19 protein-coding genes are annotated in these 20,473 nt (G+C 37.2%); 12 read left to right on the top strand and 7 right to left on the bottom strand.

Annotation, left to right across the window (positions count from 1 at the left end):
• Positions 1-195: 195 nt before the first annotated feature.
• The 7 genes from ELS83_RS05050 to ELS83_RS05020 are packed head-to-tail and all read left to right on the top strand — an operon-like array spanning position 196 to position 6,867.
• Positions 196-1,155, top strand: coding sequence for a stage II sporulation protein M (locus ELS83_RS05050; protein ID WP_171594441.1), 960 nt, complete (start codon positions 196-198; stop codon positions 1,153-1,155).
• A 16-nt stretch (positions 1,156-1,171) separates the two neighbouring features.
• Positions 1,172-2,032 carry a hypothetical protein gene (locus ELS83_RS05045; protein ID WP_171594440.1) on the top strand — a complete coding sequence of 287 codons (861 nt, stop codon included), beginning with the start codon at positions 1,172-1,174 and terminating at the stop codon, positions 2,030-2,032.
• Positions 2,025-2,759, top strand: coding sequence for a hypothetical protein (locus tag ELS83_RS05040; RefSeq protein ID WP_171594439.1), 735 nt, complete (start codon positions 2,025-2,027; stop codon positions 2,757-2,759). The genes ELS83_RS05045 and ELS83_RS05040 overlap by 8 nt, the downstream gene beginning before the upstream one ends.
• A gap of 6 nt (positions 2,760-2,765) precedes the next feature.
• Complete coding sequence (locus ELS83_RS05035; RefSeq protein ID WP_171594438.1) at positions 2,766-3,953, top strand: DUF4350 domain-containing protein; 1,188 nt, start codon at positions 2,766-2,768, stop codon at positions 3,951-3,953.
• A gap of 14 nt (positions 3,954-3,967) precedes the next feature.
• Positions 3,968-4,948, top strand: a complete 981-nt coding sequence (locus tag ELS83_RS05030) for an AAA family ATPase (RefSeq protein ID WP_171594437.1) — start codon at positions 3,968-3,970, stop codon at positions 4,946-4,948.
• The gene (locus ELS83_RS05025) at positions 4,948-6,279 is read left to right on the top strand and encodes a DUF58 domain-containing protein (protein WP_171594436.1); all 1,332 of its coding nucleotides are present in this window, start codon (positions 4,948-4,950) and stop codon (positions 6,277-6,279) included. The genes ELS83_RS05030 and ELS83_RS05025 overlap by 1 nt, the downstream gene beginning before the upstream one ends.
• Before the next feature lie 12 nt (positions 6,280-6,291).
• Positions 6,292-6,867, top strand: coding sequence for a peptidylprolyl isomerase (locus ELS83_RS05020; protein WP_171594435.1), 576 nt, complete (start codon positions 6,292-6,294; stop codon positions 6,865-6,867).
• Here the strand turns inward: ELS83_RS05020 and ELS83_RS05015 are convergent.
• Entirely contained in the window at positions 6,854-7,543 is a 690-nt protein-coding gene (locus ELS83_RS05015; protein ID WP_171594434.1) for an HAD family hydrolase, read from the bottom strand. The genes ELS83_RS05020 and ELS83_RS05015 overlap by 14 nt on opposite strands.
• Positions 7,544-7,726: 183 nt before the next feature.
• Between ELS83_RS05015 and ELS83_RS05010 the strand changes: the two genes are divergently transcribed.
• A complete protein-coding gene (locus tag ELS83_RS05010; protein WP_171594433.1) occupies positions 7,727-8,101 on the top strand; it encodes a DUF7670 domain-containing protein in 375 nt (124 codons plus the stop codon).
• 49 nt (positions 8,102-8,150) lie between these two features.
• Here ELS83_RS05010 and ELS83_RS05005 read toward each other — a convergent pair whose 3' ends face one another.
• From ELS83_RS05005 to ELS83_RS04995, 3 genes are all read right to left on the bottom strand, one after another.
• Positions 8,151-9,086, bottom strand: a complete 936-nt coding sequence (locus tag ELS83_RS05005; protein WP_171594432.1) for a metallophosphoesterase — start codon at positions 9,084-9,086, stop codon at positions 8,151-8,153.
• A gap of 177 nt (positions 9,087-9,263) precedes the next feature.
• Positions 9,264-10,214, bottom strand: coding sequence for a metallophosphoesterase (locus ELS83_RS05000; protein ID WP_171594431.1), 951 nt, complete (start codon positions 10,212-10,214; stop codon positions 9,264-9,266).
• Positions 10,215-10,481: 267 nt separating this feature from the next.
• Positions 10,482-11,954, bottom strand: a complete 1,473-nt coding sequence (locus tag ELS83_RS04995) for an aminotransferase class V-fold PLP-dependent enzyme (RefSeq protein ID WP_171594430.1) — start codon at positions 11,952-11,954, stop codon at positions 10,482-10,484.
• A 343-nt stretch (positions 11,955-12,297) separates the two neighbouring features.
• Here ELS83_RS04995 and ELS83_RS04990 point away from each other — a divergent pair, with 343 nt between their 5' ends.
• The 3 genes from ELS83_RS04990 to ELS83_RS04980 all read left to right on the top strand — a co-directional run bounded on the left by ELS83_RS04990 (position 12,298) and on the right by ELS83_RS04980 (position 17,064).
• On the top strand, positions 12,298-14,202 hold the full coding sequence (locus ELS83_RS04990; RefSeq protein ID WP_171594429.1) for an AMP-dependent synthetase/ligase: 1,905 nt from the start codon (positions 12,298-12,300) through the stop codon (positions 14,200-14,202).
• A gap of 91 nt (positions 14,203-14,293) precedes the next feature.
• Entirely contained in the window at positions 14,294-15,820 is a 1,527-nt protein-coding gene (locus ELS83_RS04985) for an alkaline phosphatase (protein WP_171594428.1), read from the top strand.
• A 113-nt stretch (positions 15,821-15,933) separates the two neighbouring features.
• Positions 15,934-17,064 (top strand): YibE/F family protein, encoded by a 1,131-nt coding sequence (locus tag ELS83_RS04980; protein ID WP_171594427.1) that lies wholly within the window; start codon positions 15,934-15,936, stop codon positions 17,062-17,064.
• A 36-nt stretch (positions 17,065-17,100) separates the two neighbouring features.
• Here the strand turns inward: ELS83_RS04980 and ELS83_RS04975 are convergent, their stop codons facing one another.
• The 3 genes from ELS83_RS04975 to ELS83_RS04965 all read right to left on the bottom strand — a co-directional run bounded on the left by ELS83_RS04975 (position 17,101) and on the right by ELS83_RS04965 (position 18,956).
• On the bottom strand, positions 17,101-17,439 hold the full coding sequence (locus ELS83_RS04975) for a two-CW domain-containing protein (protein WP_216616383.1): 339 nt from the start codon (positions 17,437-17,439) through the stop codon (positions 17,101-17,103).
• Between the two features lie 161 nt (positions 17,440-17,600).
• Positions 17,601-18,356 carry a DUF1835 domain-containing protein gene (locus ELS83_RS04970; RefSeq protein WP_171594426.1) on the bottom strand — a complete coding sequence of 252 codons (756 nt, stop codon included), beginning with the start codon at positions 18,354-18,356 and terminating at the stop codon, positions 17,601-17,603.
• Between the two features lie 27 nt (positions 18,357-18,383).
• Positions 18,384-18,956 (bottom strand): Crp/Fnr family transcriptional regulator, encoded by a 573-nt coding sequence (locus ELS83_RS04965; protein WP_171594425.1) that lies wholly within the window; start codon positions 18,954-18,956, stop codon positions 18,384-18,386.
• Between the two features lie 172 nt (positions 18,957-19,128).
• Between ELS83_RS04965 and ELS83_RS04960 the strand changes: the two genes are divergently transcribed.
• Positions 19,129-20,466: an MATE family efflux transporter gene (locus ELS83_RS04960; protein ID WP_171594424.1), complete on the top strand. Its 1,338-nt coding sequence runs from the start codon at positions 19,129-19,131 to the stop codon at positions 20,464-20,466.
• The last annotated feature ends 7 nt before the right edge of the window (positions 20,467-20,473 follow it).

Below are 20,473 nucleotides of genomic sequence, written 5' to 3'. Positions count from 1 at the left end.
TAATAAAAAACGAATATACCGATCAGGAACAAAAGATAAAAATTTGAACATGCATATTATTAAACACTTATTCTATCTTATTGTTATTCTGTTCATTATATTTTACCTCTTTAAATTATCAGTATTCTTCATTTGTTTATTAAACTATTTAAAATAACTTTAGCAAACTAACACAGAACACGGGCCCTAAAATCTATGAAAGAAATTGTATTCCTTAATCGAAATAAGGATAAATGGGAGAAATTTGAGCACTTAATCAACCATCCATCGGCAAGCAATCCAGATACCTTGGCGAATTTGTACATTCAGCTTACCGATGACTTATCATACTCCAGAACTTTCTATCCAAATTCGGCAACCACAGCATACCTTAACCAATTGAGTATGCGGGTTCACCAACAAATTTACAAGAACAGAAAGGTGAAGAAAGGAGCGTTTAAAAAGTTTTGGACATTGGATTTGCCTCTGACTTTATTTGAAGCAAGAAAGCAATTATTGTATGCCTTTCTTATCTTCTTCGTATCGGTATTAATCGGAGTGATTTCTTCGCGCGGCGATCAGGCTTTTGTGCGTACAATTCTTGGCGATGACTATGTGAATATGACTCTTGACAATATCAAGAAAAACGATCCTATGGCTGTATACAAGCAACATGGTCAGACCTCCATGTTTCTTGGCATTACCGTAAACAATGTAAGGGTTTCGATTTTGGCCTTTGTGTTTGGAATTTTTACAGCATTTGGCACAGGTTATATCTTATTTTCGAATGGAGTTATGCTGGGAAGTTTCACCTATTTCTTTGTTCGGCACGATCTGTTTTGGGAATCCACAAGGGTAATCTGGATCCATGGAGCATTGGAAATATCAGTTATTATTATTGCCGGTGCGGCAGGTATGGTTTTGGGTAACTCCTTAATTTTTACCGGTAGCTTACCCAGAAAAACCTCCATTCAAATCGGGGTTCGCAAGGGTGTTAAAATCATTGCCGGGATATTTCCAATATTCGTTGTAGCCGGATTTCTGGAAGGCTATGTAACCCGACATACCGATATGCCAATGGTTTTAAGCTGGACCATTATCTTAAGCTCATTTGCCTTTATTATATGGTATTTCGTGCTTCATCCAATTAAAGTGTATAAGAATCAAAACAAATAAACCCTATTATTCAACAATGACTACAGAAAATTTTAAACTAGAGAAAGTAAGAGATTTTGGACAACTCTTCACCGACACATTTCTTTTTATTAAATACAATTATAAAAACATACTAAGAGGAATGTTTTACTATGTTTTGCCTTTTGGATTATTACATGGTGTTGTTTTGGGATTACTGCAATATGAGACCTTACTACCAATTACGAGTGGCAACTCATTTGAAACAGATTATTCATCATCTGTTATCATCTATTCAACCATTGCGTCCTACTTTTTCTTGTTGCTATCATATACCGTTACTATGGCCTTTATGATGGAGTATATAAAATTATATCGCGACAAAGGGGCTAACAATTTTGAGCTAAACGAAGTTGGAAAGGCGATGCTTGCTGATATTCCGAAAATTCTGGGTGCGCTTATTTTAGCAGGTATCATTATCGTTTTAGGTTTAATTCTCCTGGTTATTCCTGGAATTTATATTAGTATTTGTGTGAGTTTGGTGATTCCGATTATCGTCTTCGAAGAAGAATCAGTAGGCGATGCCATTAGTGGTTGTTTTAACCTGATTAAAAACAACTGGTGGAATGTTTTTGCTTTCCTTTTTGTAATGGGTTTGGTTAGCTCTGCCTTAAACTTTGCATTTCAATTGCCATCTACAATCTATACTATGGTAACAGCAATATTTGCAAGCACTGGCGATACAATGACAATCAGCAAATCAATCACAATTCTGTTTTCGATTTTTCAGGCTTTGGGATATGCATTAATTCAAATTTTGCCTTTAACTGCAATCGCACTGGTATACTTTAACTTAATTGAAAGAAGACAGAGCCCGGCATTATTAAAAGACCTGGAAACTGTTGGTAAAGATGAGTAGTTCGTTTAAAATAGTACTATTGATTTTTGCATTTCTGTTTCTGCAGGGAAGCAAACTCCTTGCTGATAATAACAGCCAGGCAGATACTTTGATTTTAGATCAAGGGCAAATCGAGATTCATAAAAAGGAGATCTCCCAAGGCAGAATTGAGAGTTATCGACAGCAAAAAGATTTCAATTACGAATACTCCGAGGTAAAAAACATAGGTTTTTTCGAAAAACTTCGTTTGCTTTTTGCCCGTTGGATTTCAATCATATCCAAAGGCCTAGGTGCTGTATGGTTTATGCGCTATATCATTGGAGCTGGAATACTTATTTTCCTGATAATTGTAATTGCCAAAAGCAATGCCAGTGGAATTTTTCGTCCACATCAGAAAGTGATAAGCATTCCTTTTGCCGATGAACTGAATCCTGAAAGTGTAAATTGGGAGGAGCAAATTCAGAAAGCTGTAAGTTCTGGTGAATATCGACTTGCCGTTCGTTACCAGTTTTTAAGCACATTAAAATCGCTAAGCAAAAACAATTTTATCAATTGGAAAGTTGAAAAAACAAATTACGATTACATCAACGAAATAAACGATAGTAAAGTAAAAACTGTTTTCAACGAACTGAGCAATTTGTACGAGGCCGTTTGGTATGGAAATTTCCCAATCGTGAAAGAAGAGTATGCTTCTATTGGTAAGGATTTTGAACAGTTCAATGCATCTTTTCAAACAAGAAACGAATAAAAACAGATGAAGTACAATATTCCAAAATCAACCTATCCGTTTATCGCAATATTAATATTGCTGTTTCTTGTGGAGCTCTTTGCTCCAAGACCCATTGACTGGACCCAGAATTTTAATGCCGACGATAAACGACCTTTCGGGTCCTACCTGATTATGGATCTGATGAAAGAAGAATTGTTTCCAAACAAGGAAATTGAAGTACAAAGCGTTCCGGTTTTTAATTATCCGCGGGAGGAGCTTATCCTTCCGCCTAAAAATTACATTTACATTACCAACAGCCTGGACATGAAGGATTGGGATGTAGATCGCTTGATTAAGCTGGCCGAGGAAGGCAACCAGATTTTTATTGCAGCATCTTCGATAAGTTTTGCCCTGGCAGACACGCTTGGAATAAGTATTACGCCTACTGTGCTATTCGAAAACCTCAAAAAAACAAAACGCATTCAGAGCTTCGAAAACAGAAAAATAGCCTACAAGAAAACTTACAAATTCGAGAAGGCTTTCGATATGATTTCCATCGATCAGTTTCACAAAGACAGTATTGTTGTGTTGGGAAGAGATCAGGAAAAAAACATTCAGTTTGTAAAGAAGAAGTTTGGCAAAGGAAATGTATTCTTTAGCTGTCAGCCATTGGCATTTACAAACTATAATGTTTTGGCCGATAATAATGCCGATTACATTGCAGGAGCATTTAGTTATTTGCCTAACAATGCAGTGGTTTGGGATGAATACTATAAACCAACTCGTTTATTGAGAACAAGTTCCCCAATTAGGTACTTATTAACTCATCCCCCTTTGAAATTGGGTATTTATCTTTTATTGATCTGTCTTATTTTCTTGCTGATTTTTCAAGGAAAAAGACAAGAAAGAATTGTACCTGTTGTAAAGCCTCTGCGAAATACATCTCTTGATTTTATTCAAACCCTGGGAACCTTGTATTACACCCGAAAAAATCATAAAGATATCGCGGTTAAAAAATTCAAGTATTTCAAAGAATATATTCGATCAAGATATCATATCGATTTTAAGAGAAATAATATCAAAGAACTAAGTAGCCGTTCGGGTTTACCTGAAAAAACCTTGCTAATGCTACTGGAACAATCGAGTTCTATAGAAAGTTTAACACATTTAACTCAGGAAGGATTGGAAGATTTCCATTCAAAAATTGAGTACATCTATAAAAATTGTAACTAAGAATAAATCAGAATATGGAAAACAATACACAGTTCGAAAACAGAATTGATTTAGGTGAATTAAATCAGTTGATTAACCAAATTAAATTTGAGATTCAAAAAGTAATTGTTGGGCAAGAAAAAAATATCGAGTTGCTTCTTGTGGGCCTATTCTCAAAAGGGCATATTTTAATTGAGGGTGTTCCTGGAATTGCAAAAACACTGTCGGCCAAACTTTTGGCTAAGGCCATTAGTTCTGATTTTTCGAGAATTCAGTTTACACCAGATTTAATGCCTTCTGATGTATTGGGTACAACGATTTTTAACATGAGCAAATCGGAATTTGAGTTCAACCAGGGACCTATTTTCTCAAACATTATTTTGATTGATGAGATTAACCGTGCTCCTGCAAAAACTCAGGCTGCTTTGTTCGAAGTAATGGAAGAGTACCAGGTAAGTATTGACGGAACCAGCTATAAAATGGATGAACCATTTTGGGTATTGGCCACTCAAAACCCAATTGAACAGGAAGGAACTTACCGTTTGCCGGAAGCTCAACTCGATCGATTCCTGATGAAAGTGGAATTTGAATATCCAAGCGAAGAAGAAGAGCTTAACATCCTTGAAACAAAGCATGAAAGAAGGGGTGCTTCTGAAACCCAGGTGATCAACAAGGTGATTTCTGCTGATCAGATCAAAGAGATGCAGAAAAGGGTTCAGTCCATTCATACCAATGAAAATTTAAGAAAATACATCGTTCAAATTGTGCAGAACACCCGTAATCATCCGGGAATTATTCTGGGTGCATCGCCAAGGGCTTCCGTTTCGGTTATGACCGCAGCTAAAGCATTTGCTGCCATTCGCGGTCGCGATTTTGTAACTCCGGACGATATCAAAACCATTGTTGCTCCTGTATTACATCACCGATTGATTCTTACTCCTGAAAAGGAGATGGAAGGAATTAAAGCGAAAGAAATCATTCAACACATTTTGGAAGGTATCGAAATCCCACGATAATGAAATTTGTAAAATCCATATACTTACATTCAATTTTTTATTGGGTAATTACTGCAATTGCCGTAACATCGGTATTGGGATTCTTTTTCCCAATCTTTTATGGCATTGCCAAAATATCCTGTTTGCTCTTTGTTGTTGCCATTGGTTTCGATTTTTTCCTGCTCTATCGAATTAAAGAAGGTGTACAGGCTCAAAGATCTTGCCCTGAAAAACTATCGAACGGAGATGAAAACCCAATTCAAATCAGTATTCAACACAATTACAATTTTACGGTAAGTGTTACCCTTATTGATGAAATTCCAATTCAGTTTCAGAAGAGGGATTTTAACTACTTACTGTCTATTAAACCTGGTGAAGAAAAGCAGGTTAATTATAACTTGAGACCCGTAAATCGAGGTGAATATCATTTTGGAGTGCTAAATGTATATGTAAGCTCCTTTCTGAATCTGATCAAAAGAAGATATAAAATTGGCACTTCCCAGATGGTTCCTTGTTATCCATCTTACATGCAGATGCGCCAGTACGAGTTGATGGCAATATCAAACCGATTAACTGATTTTGGTGTAAAAAAGATTCGACGAATTGGTCACCAGATGGAATTCGACCAGATTCGTGAATATGTAAAAGGTGACGATTACCGCACCATTAACTGGAAAGCTACGGCCCGTAAGTCGCAGATTATGGTGAATCAATACCAGGATGAAAAAGCTCAACCTGTTTATTCGATTATTGATTGTGGGAGATCCATGAAAATGCCATTTAACGGACTTAGTTTGTTAGACTATGCCATAAATACCAGTTTGGTAATTTCGAATACGGCTGTAATTAAACACGATAAGGCCGGTTTGCTTTGCTTTGGTAAAAATGTTCATGCCAATATCCCGGCGGGAGGACGTAGAACACAGGTGAAAAAAATTATGGAGGTGCTTTACAATCAGGAAACCGATTTTCCTGAGCCAAATTATGAACTCTTATATACATCGGTGAAACACTATGTTCGTAGCCGAAGTTTACTGATGCTCTACACCAATTTTGAAAGTCTGGACTCTATGAAGAGACAACTTCCCTATCTTCAAGGCCTGGCGAAAGATCATTTGCTGGTAGTGGTCTTTTTTAGCAATTCCGAAATTAGGGAAATGATTAAAAAACCAAGCGAAAGTATCGAGGATATCTACGTAAAAACCATTGGTGAGAAGTTTCTTTACGACAAAAAATTAATTGTAAAAGAATTGGAGAAGTATGGAATTCATGCCATATTAACCGATCCAAAAGATTTGACAATTAACAGTTTGAATAAATACCTGGAGTTAAAATCGAGAGGTTTAATTTAAAGCAACGAGATCATGAAAAAGAGCAGTTCTATCCTTATCGCATTATTGCTAACGATAATTGGTTGTAGCTCCCAAAATCCGATTGTGATTATTTCTACCAGCTTTGGTGATATGGAGTTAGAAATTTTTGAAGATAAGGCTCCCATTACGGCATCTCATTTTTTACAGAATGTAGACAAAGGTGTTTTTGATAATGCCTGCTTTTACAGGGTGGTTCGAATGGACAATCAGGCTCAGAGTAAGATCAAAATTGAGGTAATACAAGGAGGTCTGTTTCATGATTCTATCGTTGATGCCTTACCAAGAATAAAGCATGAAACAACAAAAGAAACAGGAATCTTGCACACCAATGGTGTAATTTCTATGGCCAGGTTGGAACCTGGCTCAGCATCTAGCGAATTTTTCATCTGTATTGGCGACCAATCTGCCCTCGATTATGGAGGCAAAAGAAATCCTGATGGTCAAGGTTTTGCTGCCTTTGGAAAAGTAATAAAGGGGATGAGTGTTGCCAAAAAAATTCAAGCACAAAAGGACAATGGTCAAATGTTAATTGATCGGATAAGAATCCTGAGCATTACACGAAAGTAAGAAGCTCCTTGATGGAATCGATTTTGTGAAAATCTGTGTTTTCAATCTCTTCTTCGCTCAACTGCTCGTGCTCCCAGGTGGTATGAAAAGGCACATGCACCGCCTTGCAACCCAATTGTAAAACTGGCATAATATCCGACTTTAAGGAGTTTCCAACCATTAAAAATTCTTCCGGACTGATATCAAGGTGCTTGATTAGTTTTTCGTAATCAGCCACTTGCTTGTCGCTCATCACTTCGATATGGTGAAAATACTTTAGCAATCCTGATTTTTTCAATTTCCTCTCCTGGTCGAGCAAATCACCTTTGGTGGCAACAATCAATCGGTACTTTCCGAACAATTCTTTTAAAACTTCTTCTACTCCATCAATCAGCTCAACTGGTTTATTAATTTGCTCTTTTCCCAGTTCAAGAATCGCTTTTACCTTCTCTGATGATAGATTACCATTGGTAATTTTCAGTCCTGTTTCGAGCATAGATAAAATAAATGCCTTGGTTCCATATCCATACAATGGAATATTTCCAATTTCAATTGCAAAAAGCTCTTTGGTAACTTCATCTAGGCTCATTCCATTGGTTAACAGTTCACAGAATTTCATTTCGGTTTCACGAAAATAGGGTTCATTTACCCAAAGTGTATCATCCGCATCGAAACCAATTACCTTTATTTTTTCCATAGATTTTTACTTTTTGCTTTGGCGAAATTACAAACATTCTATAAAAATACAAGATGAAGGGTTTGGACATATTGCCCAATAATTTCTTGTTAAATATTTCTTCTTGACATTATCTGCTCAATTGCTTACATTTAATTATGCTTAGCGTAGTATAGTTATTTCTCATAGCAAGTCCGTGAAACTATGGAAAGAAGAATGAATTATCAGGACCATCCTTCGCGATTCTTTCTCATTATCGCCAGGATTATTGGATTCCTAATTACAGGAGTCTTTCTGCTCTTTATGGTTCCCGAGTTTATTGAAATTCTGGATACCAAATCGGAATATACAGAATTATGGATTTTTGTTTTCTATGCTCTTGCAATGCTCTATGGTACAGGTTTTTTATTGTCCTTTTGGAAGATTAAAATTGGTGGATACATCATGGTACTTTGTAGTGTTGCCATTGCATTGTATGGATTTCTCGACACCATGAGTTGGGCAGTTTTTCTCATTTTAATTCCACTATCATTTTCTGGCATTCTATTCCTAATCTACGCCAAAAAATTAAAGCTATAAATCTGAATTCGATCTAAAAACCCAATCCAATTTCTGAAAAGAAGCAAGTTTAGAAAGCTTCTACCTTTTTAACTTTTTCGATACGAATTAAATTCGATTGGTCGAGCTTTTTATTGTCCCAACGGTAAGCAATCATTACGCCACCATTTGCAATGCAACCATCAACACAACACAAGTTATTCCTGATTACTCCAGCCTTTTCATTTAAGCAGTAATGACCAAAAAACACGGGCAAGTCACTTTCCGGGTACAAAGGAATATCGTAGCACAGTTCAATTGGAATGGTGTACGATGGCAATTTAAACTTATTCCCAAAGGATATGTCATTAAAGCTTTTTCCTTGCATTGGTTCCCACCACTTTATTCTGTAGGCCGAACGCTTAAAGCCATATCCATCTTTTAATACCATATCGTCTGGCATATTGAACTCACGACCTTTTAATAAAAGCATCAGAGCGTTAAAAACTTCGCCACGTTCGAAATAAATTCTGCGTAAAAACTTTTTGCTCAACCTATTTTCCGGGTTCTCCCTTCTAATAAGTTCAACTGCCTTATCATCCCATGAGGCATGCACAACTCTAAATCCATCCAACTCCAGGAAAATTGGAAGCGTTCTAAGCCATTTTAAATACTTCTTGCGTTTTTCCTTATCAATTTTAAACTCTTCGTAAGTTTTCTTGATCTGAGTTTTATTCTTCAGATTATGGTCGCGAAGATAAGCACCATCTTCATCTTTGGTATAGTAAGCCAATACATTCAGTTCATGATTACCAACAACCGCGTAGGCATTGTTTGATGTAACCATTTTCTTCACAATTTTAAGGGTCTCAAATATTTGTGGACCTCTATCTACAAAATCTCCAACAAAAACAGCTTTCCTTTCGGGATGAAAAAATCCCTCTTCACTATCGTTGTAACCTAAGGATTTTAGTAGCTTTTTAAGTGTTTCCGCCTCTCCGTGAATGTCTCCTATTATATCGTACACGTCTTCGTCTGATTGGTTAATCTATATCAAAAATATAAAAATATTTGAAAGAGAAAAGTGAAGGATGGATAAGTGTGCTACCGTAAATGGAAGAATTTCTTTTCACATCTTTTATCATCATCAATAAAATTTAGCTAAAAATCCATCTTGTTTTTTTCACTTGCGCTCAACAATTATTTACTCAACCATTGTTTCTAGCCTTGCCTTTTCCACCTGCACAATATTATTTTGATCGAGCTTTCCACTCTCCCATCTGTAAGCAAGCATTACACCTCCATCGGCAATGCATCCATCCACACAGCACAAGTTCTCACGAATTACTCCCGCTTTATCATTTAAACAGTAATGACCAAAAAATACTGGTTTTTCATTGAATGGATACAGTGGAATATCAAAGCAAAGTTCCTGGGGTATGGTGTAATTAGGTAAACTGAACTTATTCCCCAAAGAAATTTCCTCAAATGTTTGTCCATTTATTGGCTCCCACCATTTAATTCTGTACGCCATTCGCTTAAAACCATGTCCATCTTTCAAAATCATATCTTCGGGCATCTTGAACTCACGACCTTTTAAAATGAGCAGCATGGCTTTGAATAGCTCTCCGCGTTCCGAAAAAACACGTCGTAGAAATTTTTTGCTTAATCTATTTTCAGGGTTTTCCTTCTTTAGTAATGCCACCGCCTTATCGTCCCAGGCTGCATGTACAACCCTAAACTCATCAAGTTCCAGAAATAGCGGCAATGTGCGAAGCCACTTTAGGTAATACTTTCGTTTTGCTTTATCCGTTTTAAACTCTTCATAAGAGCTTTTTATTCCTGCTCTGTTCTTTGCATTATGCTCGCGCAGATATTCTCCATTCTCGTACTTTGTGTAGTAAGAAATCACATTGAGTTCATGATTGCCCAAAACTGCATACGCATTTCCAGCATTTACCATTCGCTCCACAATTTCTAATGTTGCAAAATTATCTGGTCCTCTATCTAAAAAATCGCCTACAAATACCGCTTTTCTTTCAGAATGAGAATATCCCTCCCCTTTCTTTGTATATCCCAACGAAACTAACAGTTTTCTTAGTGTTTCCGCCTCTCCGTGAATGTCTCCAATAATATCGTACACCTTATTTTTCAATTGGTTAAAATCGGGCCAAAAATATAAAAATATTTACAGCTGAAAAGCCATGTGGAGGTTAATAAATTGCTAAATCAGTCTGGAAAGTAAAAGATGATTGATGATGTTGTATGAAGTACATTTATCATTCTGCTTAATCTATTGAATAAGCATATCTTATTCTGAGTTATTTAATTATCGATTGGCTTTTACAGGATAAAAAAGGGCACAAAAAATGCTTATCCGAGAAATCGAAGAAAACGATTTATCAGATAAGCATTCAATATTTTACAAGCTGAACAATCCGTTCACCTCAATTTGCTTTTTTGCATTTTTATTACCGCTGTAATAGAACTCATTTACTTTGCGGTTGTAGGTATAATCTTGTTTCCATTCTTCGAAGTTTTCAATTACTTTCTCTAAAGAATCGATAAAGTATAGCACCTCCTTATTGGTAGTTGTAGGATGTAACGACCAGCGTACCCAACCTGGTTTGTGCGATAAATCACCTGAAGTAATTTCATTGGTAATGGCATCCGATTGTTCCTGGCTTACCTCCAACAAGTAGTGACCGTATGTTCCAGCACACGCACAACCTCCTCTTACCTGGATTCCAAATCGATCGTTCAATAATTTCACCAATAAATTGTAGTGAATGTATTCTACGTAGAATGATAGAATACCCAATCGCTTTTGCACATTATCAGCAAGAATATGTACATCTTTTACATTCTTTAGTTTTGTAAATGCCAACTCCAAAAGCTCTTCCTCGCGGTCTGCAATATTTTTGGTTCCCATTTGGTTTTTAACCTCAATGGCCAGTGCTGTGCGAATGGCTTGTAAAAACCCTGGAGTTCCACCATCTTCCCTCGCTTCAATATTGTCTACAAACTTGTATTTTCCCCATGGGTTGGTCCAGTCAACCGTTCCTCCACCAGGGTTATCAGGCACCTCGCAATTGTATAGTTTCGAATCAAAAATCATTACGCCCGATGAACCTGGTCCGCCAAGAAATTTATGTGGCGAGAAGAAAACACCATCCAGTTTCATCATAGGGTCTTCAGGGTGCATATCAATATCAACATATGGAGCCGAAGCTGCAAAATCGATTAAACAGATGCCACCATATTCGTGCATGATTTTTGACATTTCGTGATATGGTGTTACAATTCCAGTAACATTCGAACAGGCTGTAAATGAACCAATTTTCATTTCACGATCCTTATATTTCTCCAGTTCAGCACGTAGGTTGTCGAGACTAATAGTCAGACCTTCTCCAGGAGGAACTACCACTACATCAACATTGGTTTCGTACCATGATGTTTGGTTTGAATGATGCTCCATGTGAGTAATAAACACGACCGGCTTTTCTCTCTCCTTTTGGCACTGATATTTTCCGATTAATCCGCAACCTTTCAGTCCTAAAATTCTCTGTAGTTTATTCACTACAGCCGTCATCCCAAATCCTGCGTGAATAATTACATCATCTGGACCTGCATTTACGTGTTTCTTAATCAACTCCTGCGCTCGATGATAGGATTGAGTCATTAAAGTTCCTGTTTCGTTGGTCTCGGTATGTGTATTTGCCACATAAGGCCCAAATTCCTTTAACATCTTCTTTTCCAGCGGACCATATAGTCTGCCACTGGCTATCCAATCGGCATAAACAATCTTCTGCTTACCATACGGCGAGTAAAAGCAGGCATCATAACCTACCGTATTTTTACGAAATTTCTTGAAATATTTTTCTAAACTACTCATTGGGTTAAGGTTAGTTTTTGTTGTTTTTTGTTGTTTTTTGTTGTTTTTTGTTGTTTTTTGTTATTTTTTGTTTCCTTTTATTTTATAGACAATTCGGAATTAATTTTGGGTGAACTCATAAGGTCCTATTTTCCAGTCTCATCTTTTTTTAATCGGCTTCAAAATAGATATTTGCGAAAGTAAAAACAAGAAGAAATATCAGCTTTTTAAACATGCTTTTACGAATTGCCATTTTCTATTGATTCTTTATAAATTTTTAAATTGTTTAATTTGCTTTGGCACCACGAATCAATTACTTTTGGCTTTCTTACTAAATTACACATCAGACATACACAATATATCGATGAATACAATCATTCAACTTTTTGAAGAAAGTGTAAAAAAATACGGTAACAACCCGTATTTATGGGAACACAATGGCAAAAAATTCGAATCGCTTTCCTATGGCAATTTATATGATCAGGTACTGAAACTTGCTGCAGGTTTGTATGCTTCAGGCATTCAGAAAGGCGATCGTATTGGACTTTTATCGGAAGGGCGAAATGCCTGGGTTCTTTCTGAGCTTGGAATTTTGTTTACCGGTGCAGTTAATGTTCCTCTTTCGGTAAAGCTTGATGCTCAAAACGAACTTAAATTTAGATTGATTCACTCGGAAGCAAGGTATGTTATTGTTTCGAAAAATCACATCGAAAAAGTAAGATTGATAAAGGATGAACTGGAAAGTCTTGAGAAAGTGATTGTAATTGATGAGAGTGTAAAACTGGAAGAGAAAGAGGTTTACCTTTCGGAGATTTTAAAACTTGGCGAATCCTTATCGGAAGATGATCAAAAAGAGCTAAGAAAAATTCAGAACAAGATTGAAGCCAATGACAATGCAAATATTTCCTATACATCGGGTACAACTGCCGATCCTAAAGGAATTATTCTAACGCATAACAATTACACCAGCAACGTTATTCAATCATCGAGTTTGATGCATATTCCAGAGCATTACAGAACTTTACTGATTTTGCCTTGGGATCACTCTTTTGCTCATACTGCCGGCATATACAGTTTTATGCTTAAGGGAGCATCCATTGCTGCGGTGCAACAAGGAAATTCTCCTATGGAGGCCTTGAAAAATATTCCTAAAAATATCAAGGAAATTAAACCTCATATTTTAATGAGTGTACCTGCACTGGCAAAGAATTTCAAGAAAAATATCGAAAAAGGAATTAAAGCAAAAGGGCCAAAAGTAGAGCGATTGTTTAACAAAGCTTTAAACCTGGCCTATAAATACAACGATCATGGATGGAACAAAGGAAAAGGAAGCCGCATGTTTCTGAAACCTATGTACATGATCTATGATAAAATATTGTTTTCGAAAATCAGGGAAAATTTTGGTGGCAATCTAAAATTCTTTGTAGGAGGTGGTGCACTTCTTGACATTGAATTGCAGAAATTCTTTTATGCCATTGGCATCCCTATGTACCAGGGATACGGATTATCGGAAGCATCTCCAATTATCTCATCTAACGCTCACCACAAGCACAAGCTGGGCTCTTCAGGATTTTTGGTAAGCAATATGGATCTGAATATCTGCAATGATGAAGGAGATTCCCTTCCTGTTGGAGAAAAAGGTGAGATTGTAATTAAGGGTGGTAACGTGATGAAAGGTTACTGGAAAAATGAAAAAGCTTCGGAAGAAACACTGAAAGATGGATGGTTACATACTGGCGATATGGGTTATATGGATAAGGATGGTTTCCTATATGTTTTAGGACGATTCAAATCTTTGCTGATTGCCAATGATGGTGAAAAATTCAGTCCCGAAGGAATTGAAGAAGCATTTGTTGATCAATCTCCTCTCATGGATCAGTGTATCTTGTACAACAATCAGGATCCTTATACCATCGCTTTAATTGTTCCAAACAAAGCAGCAATCGCTTCAAGATTAAAAGAGCAAAGCCTTTCGGCTGATAGCGAAGAAGGGCAGAAAGCCGCTTTGGAAATGCTGCAAGCCGAATTGAATGAATACAAAGCAGGTGGCAAATATGAAGATATGTTCCCACACCGCTGGTTACCAACAGCTGTGGCCATTCTTCCCGAAGGATTTACCGAGGAGAACAAGCTTCTGAACTCTACCATGAAGGTAGTTCGTGACAAAGTAATTGCATATTTTAAAGATTATGTGGACTTCTTGTATTCTCCTGAAGGGAAAAATTTCTTCAACCAAAAGAATCAGCAGAGCATTGAAAAAATGAAATAAAAATCTAAGATAGATTTAAGCATTTTTACTATTTAAAATCATTTTAGATAAATGTTTTTTTTATAGATTTGGAAAAAATTATACCAAAATCATGATACGATTAAAACCAATCACCATTTGCTTTATTCTAGCGTTAGCATTTGGAATTAGCAGTGTTTTTGCACAACCAAGCGAAAGAGACAATTACAAGGGATCGGCTCCAAAATACATCTTCTATTTTATTGGAGATGGAATGGGCCTATCGCAAGCCAATACTGCCGAGGCATACCTTGCGGCCATTAATAACACAAATGGCATTCAAAAGTTAAAGCTGAACACTTTACCGAAGCAAGGTTTTTATACCACTTATGCTACCGATCGTTTTATTACAGGATCAGCGGCAGCGGGAACAGCCTTATCTACTGGTATTAAAACATCAATTAGTACGGTAGGAATGGATGCCAAACGTCAGACCCCTTTAAAAACCATTGCAGAATTGGCAAAAGAGAAAGATTATAAAGTAGGAATTGTTTCTTCGGTTTCTATCGATCACGCAACTCCTGCCTCTTTTTACGCTCACCAACCAAGCCGAAGCATGTATTACAATATCAGTCTTGACCTAAGCAAAAGTGGTTTTAATTACTTTGCGGGAGGTGGCTTTAAACATCCTGAAGGTGATGGCAAAATTGATCAAAAAAATACAATGGCAAACTTTGGAATGGGTGGTGATGTTGTTTTGGAAAAGAAGGAAAGCAATTCGATAAAAATTGCCGAATCGAGAGGTTATCGATTTACCAATACTGTGAAAGAATTCAAAGCCCTTAAAAAGGGGGATGATAAAATTATCAGTATCGCTCCAAAAATGGCTGGTGGAAATTCGCTTCCTTACTTTATCGATCAGAAAGGAAAATCGGATATTTCTCTTGCCGATTTTACCAAAAAAGGAATCGAATTACTGGATAACCCAAAAGGCTTCTTCATGATGGTAGAAGGTGGAAAAATTGACTGGGCTTGTCATGCCAACGATGCTGCTACTGTAATTCAGGAAGTCTTACAATTCGACAATGCTGTTGCAGTAGCTCTCGATTTCTATAAAAAACATCCTGAGGAGACTTTGATTCTAGTTGCCGGCGACCACGAAACTGGTGGTATGGCTATGGGATTTGCTGGAAATCATTACGAATCGGCATTTGCCTTGCTTCAACACCAGAACATTTCATACGAAAACTTCTCAGAAATCATTGCCAAGTACAAAAAGAAAAAAGAAGGAAAGTACAAGTTGGACGACGGTTTGGCTTTGGTGAAAAAGCATTTCGGATTAGGCGATGCAGAAAAAGGATTAGAACTAAGCGAGTTTGAAATGCAGCAACTTCAAAATGCATTCGAAAAAAGCATGAACTATAACAAGGCAATGAAAAAGTCTGATCAGTTCTACTTGCTATATGGTAGTTACGATCCTTTTACGATTACTGCATGTCATATTTTATCGCAAAAAGCTGGTATTGGCTGGACATCCTTCTCGCATACAGCAGCACCAATTCCAATTCGTTCCATTGGTGTAGGAGCTGATTTGTTTACAGGCTTTTTCGACAATACCGACGTTCCTAAGAACCTGATTAAACTGATTGAAAAAAGATAATTTACAAGCCTCGCAATTGCGGGGCTTTTTTACAAGTAAGAGTTTAATTGTATTTTGCATTTTTCCCTGATACAATGCCCTTTAAATATTCAATATCTTTCTAACTTTAGCACATGTTTAGATTCAAGCTACCAGAAAAATCAGACCTTATACTTATTGTTCTGCTTATCATACTGAGCACTGTAATTGTACTCTTGCCCAATGGTTTCGAAACACAAACCGATAAGAATACTGAACGGGTTAGGGCTTTGGTTTTGGAAACCGATAACAGTTTAATTGTAGAAACGGGCATTATCAAAACGGGAACGCAAAGTCTGAAAATCAGGATACTTAATGGTAAATTCAAAGGAGAAGAACTTACTGCCTTCAATCAATTGGTGGGCCGAATGGAGTTCGATAAATTCTTTCTGCCAAAAGACAAAACCCTTACAGTACTCAATTTAAATAAAGACAATTCTCAAATTATCAGCGCTTCGGTGGTCGATCATTATCGAATTAGGCTGGAGGCTTTCCTTTTGGCTCTTTTTGTAATTTTTCTGGTGGCATTTGCAGGCTGGACAGGAATAAAAGCCATGCTCTCCTTTCTATTTGCCGGAATTGCAATTTGGAAACTCCTTCTTCCGGGTTTACTAAAAGGCTATGCTCCTATCCCACTATCATTGGCAATTGTTGCCCTGCTAACATCGGTAATCATATTTTTGGTAGCCGGCACAAACAAGAAAGGTGTAAGCGCCTTTTTGGGGGCAATGAGTGGCGTTGCAGTAACCTGTATCATGGCCATTTTGTTTGGTACATTATTTAATATTCATGGAGCCATTAAACCCTTTTCCGAAACGCTGTTATACTCGGGTTACAATTATTTAAATCTTACCGAAATTTTCCTTGCCGGGATTTTCATCTCTTCATCGGGGGCAGTGATGGATATTTCGATGGATATTGCAGCATCGCAAGCAGAAGTGTACCAGGCCAATCAAAATATCAGCCGTAAAGAGCTTCGCAAATCAGGATTTGCAGTAGGAAAAGCCGTAGTTGGAACCATGACCACTACTTTGCTGTTGGCCTACTCGGGAGGTTTTTCAGCCTTGTTAATGGTGTTTATTGCCCAGGGAACTCCAATGATCAATATCCTGAACCTAAACTATGTTTCAGGCGAAATTTTGCATACCCTGGTTGGAAGTTTTGGACTAGTGCTGGTAGCTCCTTTTACAGCGATAATTGGTTCCTGGATTTTTACCAGGAAATAAAAATTACACACAAAATAAAAGAGATAAAAAGAAAGATTACTTCTTTTTATCTCTTTGCATGTTATTTTGAAGTACGTAGTTTCTGTTGTTCTCTTTGGCTTGCTTAGGAGTTACATGAAAGTTGCGTCCCTCCTCATCCTGCACGTATTTAAAGAATGTACACTCCACACAGCTCACAAATTTTTGTGCGAATGTTCCACTTGCTTTACCATGGCATAAGGTTCCAGTGATGGTCCAACAAAAACGCCCGCAGGCTATGCCATTATGAACACCTTCGAATTCGTTGGGAAGTGCGGCTGGGCATATTCCCAACTCATCAACATTCTCTCCATTCTCTTGCCGTCCACACTTCATTATTTCCCAACAATTCTTCATAGTCAATTTAAGTAGCAGTGTCTGGATATTGATACGCCACTTATCAGTCAAGGATTCACTTAAATTGTTTGCACTTGACAAAGCTATGTTTTGGTTTGATGAAGATATTTTTTTGAATATTTCTTTCGATATCGATAATAATAACTCTGGACATAAAGGAGTTAAGAGTCTCTTTCTATTTCTTGAAGTAAGGAACGAACCTGAAAATCGCCAAACCCATAGATTTCTTCACGCTTGCAGAATTCTCTGAAAATCGGTCCAAATTCATTAGTTTGCAATTCAGCCATGATTTTCTTTAAACTCTCCTTTGGCCTGCCTTCAAAACTTCCCTTTGACAAACGATCAATTTGTGCATTTACAGCTGGCAGAATAAATGGGAAACGCTTCTGCACAATTCTACCAATCTCATGCATAGCTATCCATTCCTGTTTTTGATAATGTCGCCAGAGGTAGGCCATCAGCTTCAATGAGTCTGCATCTATCAAAATTTTATTCCCATGAGCTAAAATCAATTCCTGTTCACTCATTTTGCCGAAGTTGTATTCGTTTCCTTGATTTGGACGAACGAGAAAAATCTTCTCCATTTTGCCATTTTCAAACAAAAGATTCAGGCAAAACCAAAAATTTACCTGGCAAAACAAATCATCCTCGAACCATAAATTCACTTCATCTTCCTCAGCAGCTTTAAGTATCTTTTTAATCTCAATTGAAGTTCCCTGCTGATACTCTTCCTCACTAAAAACCGGGTATTTACTGCAAATGAATTTTGCCCGAACTTCAAGTAAATCATCAAGGCTTTCACCTTCCACATCACCATCAACCAAACATTCACGAGCAACAATCAATTCTCCCTTAAGGGATTTTGGAAACATCTCTTTCAGGCAATCTCCATTTAATATGTGATAGGTGGAATTCATAATAATCTTCTTTGTAATGAATGGCTTTTAAGCACCCAATTCTTTTCTTAATCGACTAATGGTTACAGGCGATACGCCCAAATAAGAAGCTATATCCTTTAAAGGAACTCTGTCTTTTACATTTTGGTTTCCTTCAATCAATTTAATGTATTTTTCTTTTGTTGTTAAGGATTTAAACTCATCCAATTCGTGTACCGTATTTACAAAAACACTTTCAATAAAACAGCGTCCCCAATTGGCCCAGTCGCAATGCTGCTGATACAATGCTTTTACATGGCTAATTTTTACCCTGTAAAACAAGCTGTCCTCAATCAGTTCAGTGGTTTCATGAATGTAATTCATATTGATATAAGAATTCAACGAAAAACAGATGTTGCCCTCAAAACCAAACCAAACTGCTTTTTTGTTCCCCTTTTCATCGATATAATCATTCTTTACTGCCCCATTTTCAATAAAATACAAATAGGGAGAGCGAATGTTTTCATGTATCAGCACCTCTCCCTTCTTTAGGCGAAATTCTTCCAGTTCTTTTAAAATTAATCCTTTGCTCTGCTCCGACAATTTATAGTACCGATCGATTGCAGCAATCACATTTCTCATAAAAACATTTTTTGATTCGGACTTAACAAATGTAAAGCAATTTGCCTTTTGACCGAAATATATTTGCAGGCAGAAATCGAAAACAACAATTCTAATATAAAATTATCCCATCGGCTCAATTCAACAATCCGATGCAAGTTTATTGTATTAGAACATTCAACACGAGCTTGCTATGAAATTTTGGGAACAACATTCCGATGAATATAAAAAGACACTTTCGCTAAGTATACCTGTAATTATTGCCCAGGCAGGACAAATCACTGTCGGATTAATCGACAATGTCATGATTGGTCAGTTGGGAACAACTCCTTTTGCTGCAGCATCTTTTACAAATACTTTATTCAGCCTGGTTTTGATATTTGGAATGGGCTATTCATTTGCTCTTACACCCTTAATTGGTAAAAATTGGGGCGAAAAAAAATACAGTTCCATTGGATCGTGGGTAAAAAATGGAATACTTGCTAACACCTTCATGGGTGTTGTGTTAGCTGTTATCTTACTGATATTGTACCTGCTAATTCCATTTATGGGTCAGCCGGAAAGTATTCTGCAAGCATCGCAAGATTACCTGGCCATATTAATCGTTTCGGTTGTACCTATGATGATATTTTATGGTTTTAAGCAGTTTGCTGAAGGTATTGGAGATACCAAAACGGCCATGAAGATCATGCTTTGGGCCAATGCAATTAATGTTATTGCCAACTACTTGTTTATGTATGGGAAATTAGGGCTGCCTGAATTAGGACTCCTCGGTGCTGGCGTTGGAACACTGATATCCAGGGTATTTATGGCCATATCCTTTTTGTTTCTCTTTTATAAAAATAAAAAATTTCAACTGTTTAATTCACTTCGTCGAAATAGCTCATATTCCTGGAATAAATGCCTTAAAATTGTAAAGCTGGGAATTCCTTTAGGTGGGCAAATTGTTATGGAAGCCAGTGCATTCGGACTCTGTGCCATCATGATGGGTTGGGTGAGCGAAATTGGTATGGCAGCTCACCAAATTGCCATTACACTTTCAACACTTGGCTTTATGATTTACCAGGGATTGGGAGCAGGAACTACCATACGCGTAAGTCATTACAAGGGTGAGAAAAATAAAGAAGGAATTATCAGGGCAACCAAAACTGCGATGAATCTTATGTACTTGTACTGCGGCCTTTTAGTTCTTATTTTTATTGGTGGTAGAAATATTCTTCCGCTCATGTTTACAACAAACCACACAGTAATTCAACTGGCAGCACAAATGCTAATTGTTTGTAGTATTTTTCAATTGGTAGATGGCATTCAGATTGTACTGGCAGGAAGTTTGAGAGGTTTTGCCGATGCCAGAATACCTGTAATCATCACTTTTATTTCGTATTTCCTGATATCATTGCCATTTAGCTATTTGTCGGCATTTGAATGGGGCTTTGGTGCTGTGGGCATCTGGTTTGGCTTTCCCGTAAGTTTGATTGTATGTTCGGCTCTGTTTCAATTACGATACAAATACCTGCTGAAACGTTTTTAGCGATACT

This window comes from Marinifilum caeruleilacunae, from assembly GCF_013141825.1.
Classification (GTDB): domain Bacteria; phylum Bacteroidota; class Bacteroidia; order Bacteroidales; family Marinifilaceae; genus Marinifilum; species Marinifilum caeruleilacunae.
This window is presented reverse-complemented; position numbering and strand designations above follow the sequence as displayed.

Bases quoted from the DNA above. Each gene is read 5' to 3' on its own strand.
- ELS83_RS05050 (WP_171594441.1), top strand. From the start codon at position 196: ATGAAAGAAATTGTATTCCTTAATCGAAATAAGGATAAATGGGAGAAA.
- ELS83_RS05045 (WP_171594440.1), top strand. From the start codon at position 1,172: ATGACTACAGAAAATTTTAAACTAGAGAAAGTAAGAGATTTTGGACAA.
- ELS83_RS05040 (WP_171594439.1), top strand. From the start codon at position 2,025: ATGAGTAGTTCGTTTAAAATAGTACTATTGATTTTTGCATTTCTGTTT.
- ELS83_RS05035 (WP_171594438.1), top strand. From the start codon at position 2,766: ATGAAGTACAATATTCCAAAATCAACCTATCCGTTTATCGCAATATTA.
- ELS83_RS05030 (WP_171594437.1), top strand. From the start codon at position 3,968: ATGGAAAACAATACACAGTTCGAAAACAGAATTGATTTAGGTGAATTA.
- ELS83_RS05025 (WP_171594436.1), top strand. From the start codon at position 4,948: ATGAAATTTGTAAAATCCATATACTTACATTCAATTTTTTATTGGGTA.
- ELS83_RS05020 (WP_171594435.1), top strand. From the start codon at position 6,292: ATGAAAAAGAGCAGTTCTATCCTTATCGCATTATTGCTAACGATAATT.
- ELS83_RS05015 (WP_171594434.1), bottom strand. From the start codon at position 7,543: ATGGAAAAAATAAAGGTAATTGGTTTCGATGCGGATGATACACTTTGG.
- ELS83_RS05010 (WP_171594433.1), top strand. From the start codon at position 7,727: ATGGAAAGAAGAATGAATTATCAGGACCATCCTTCGCGATTCTTTCTC.
- ELS83_RS04995 (WP_171594430.1), bottom strand. From the start codon at position 11,954: ATGAGTAGTTTAGAAAAATATTTCAAGAAATTTCGTAAAAATACGGTA.
- ELS83_RS04990 (WP_171594429.1), top strand. From the start codon at position 12,298: ATGAATACAATCATTCAACTTTTTGAAGAAAGTGTAAAAAAATACGGT.
- ELS83_RS04985 (WP_171594428.1), top strand. From the start codon at position 14,294: ATGATACGATTAAAACCAATCACCATTTGCTTTATTCTAGCGTTAGCA.
- ELS83_RS04980 (WP_171594427.1), top strand. From the start codon at position 15,934: ATGTTTAGATTCAAGCTACCAGAAAAATCAGACCTTATACTTATTGTT.
- ELS83_RS04975 (WP_216616383.1), bottom strand. From the start codon at position 17,439: ATGAAGAATTGTTGGGAAATAATGAAGTGTGGACGGCAAGAGAATGGA.
- ELS83_RS04970 (WP_171594426.1), bottom strand. From the start codon at position 18,356: ATGAATTCCACCTATCACATATTAAATGGAGATTGCCTGAAAGAGATG.
- ELS83_RS04965 (WP_171594425.1), bottom strand. From the start codon at position 18,956: ATGAGAAATGTGATTGCTGCAATCGATCGGTACTATAAATTGTCGGAG.
- ELS83_RS04960 (WP_171594424.1), top strand. From the start codon at position 19,129: ATGAAATTTTGGGAACAACATTCCGATGAATATAAAAAGACACTTTCG.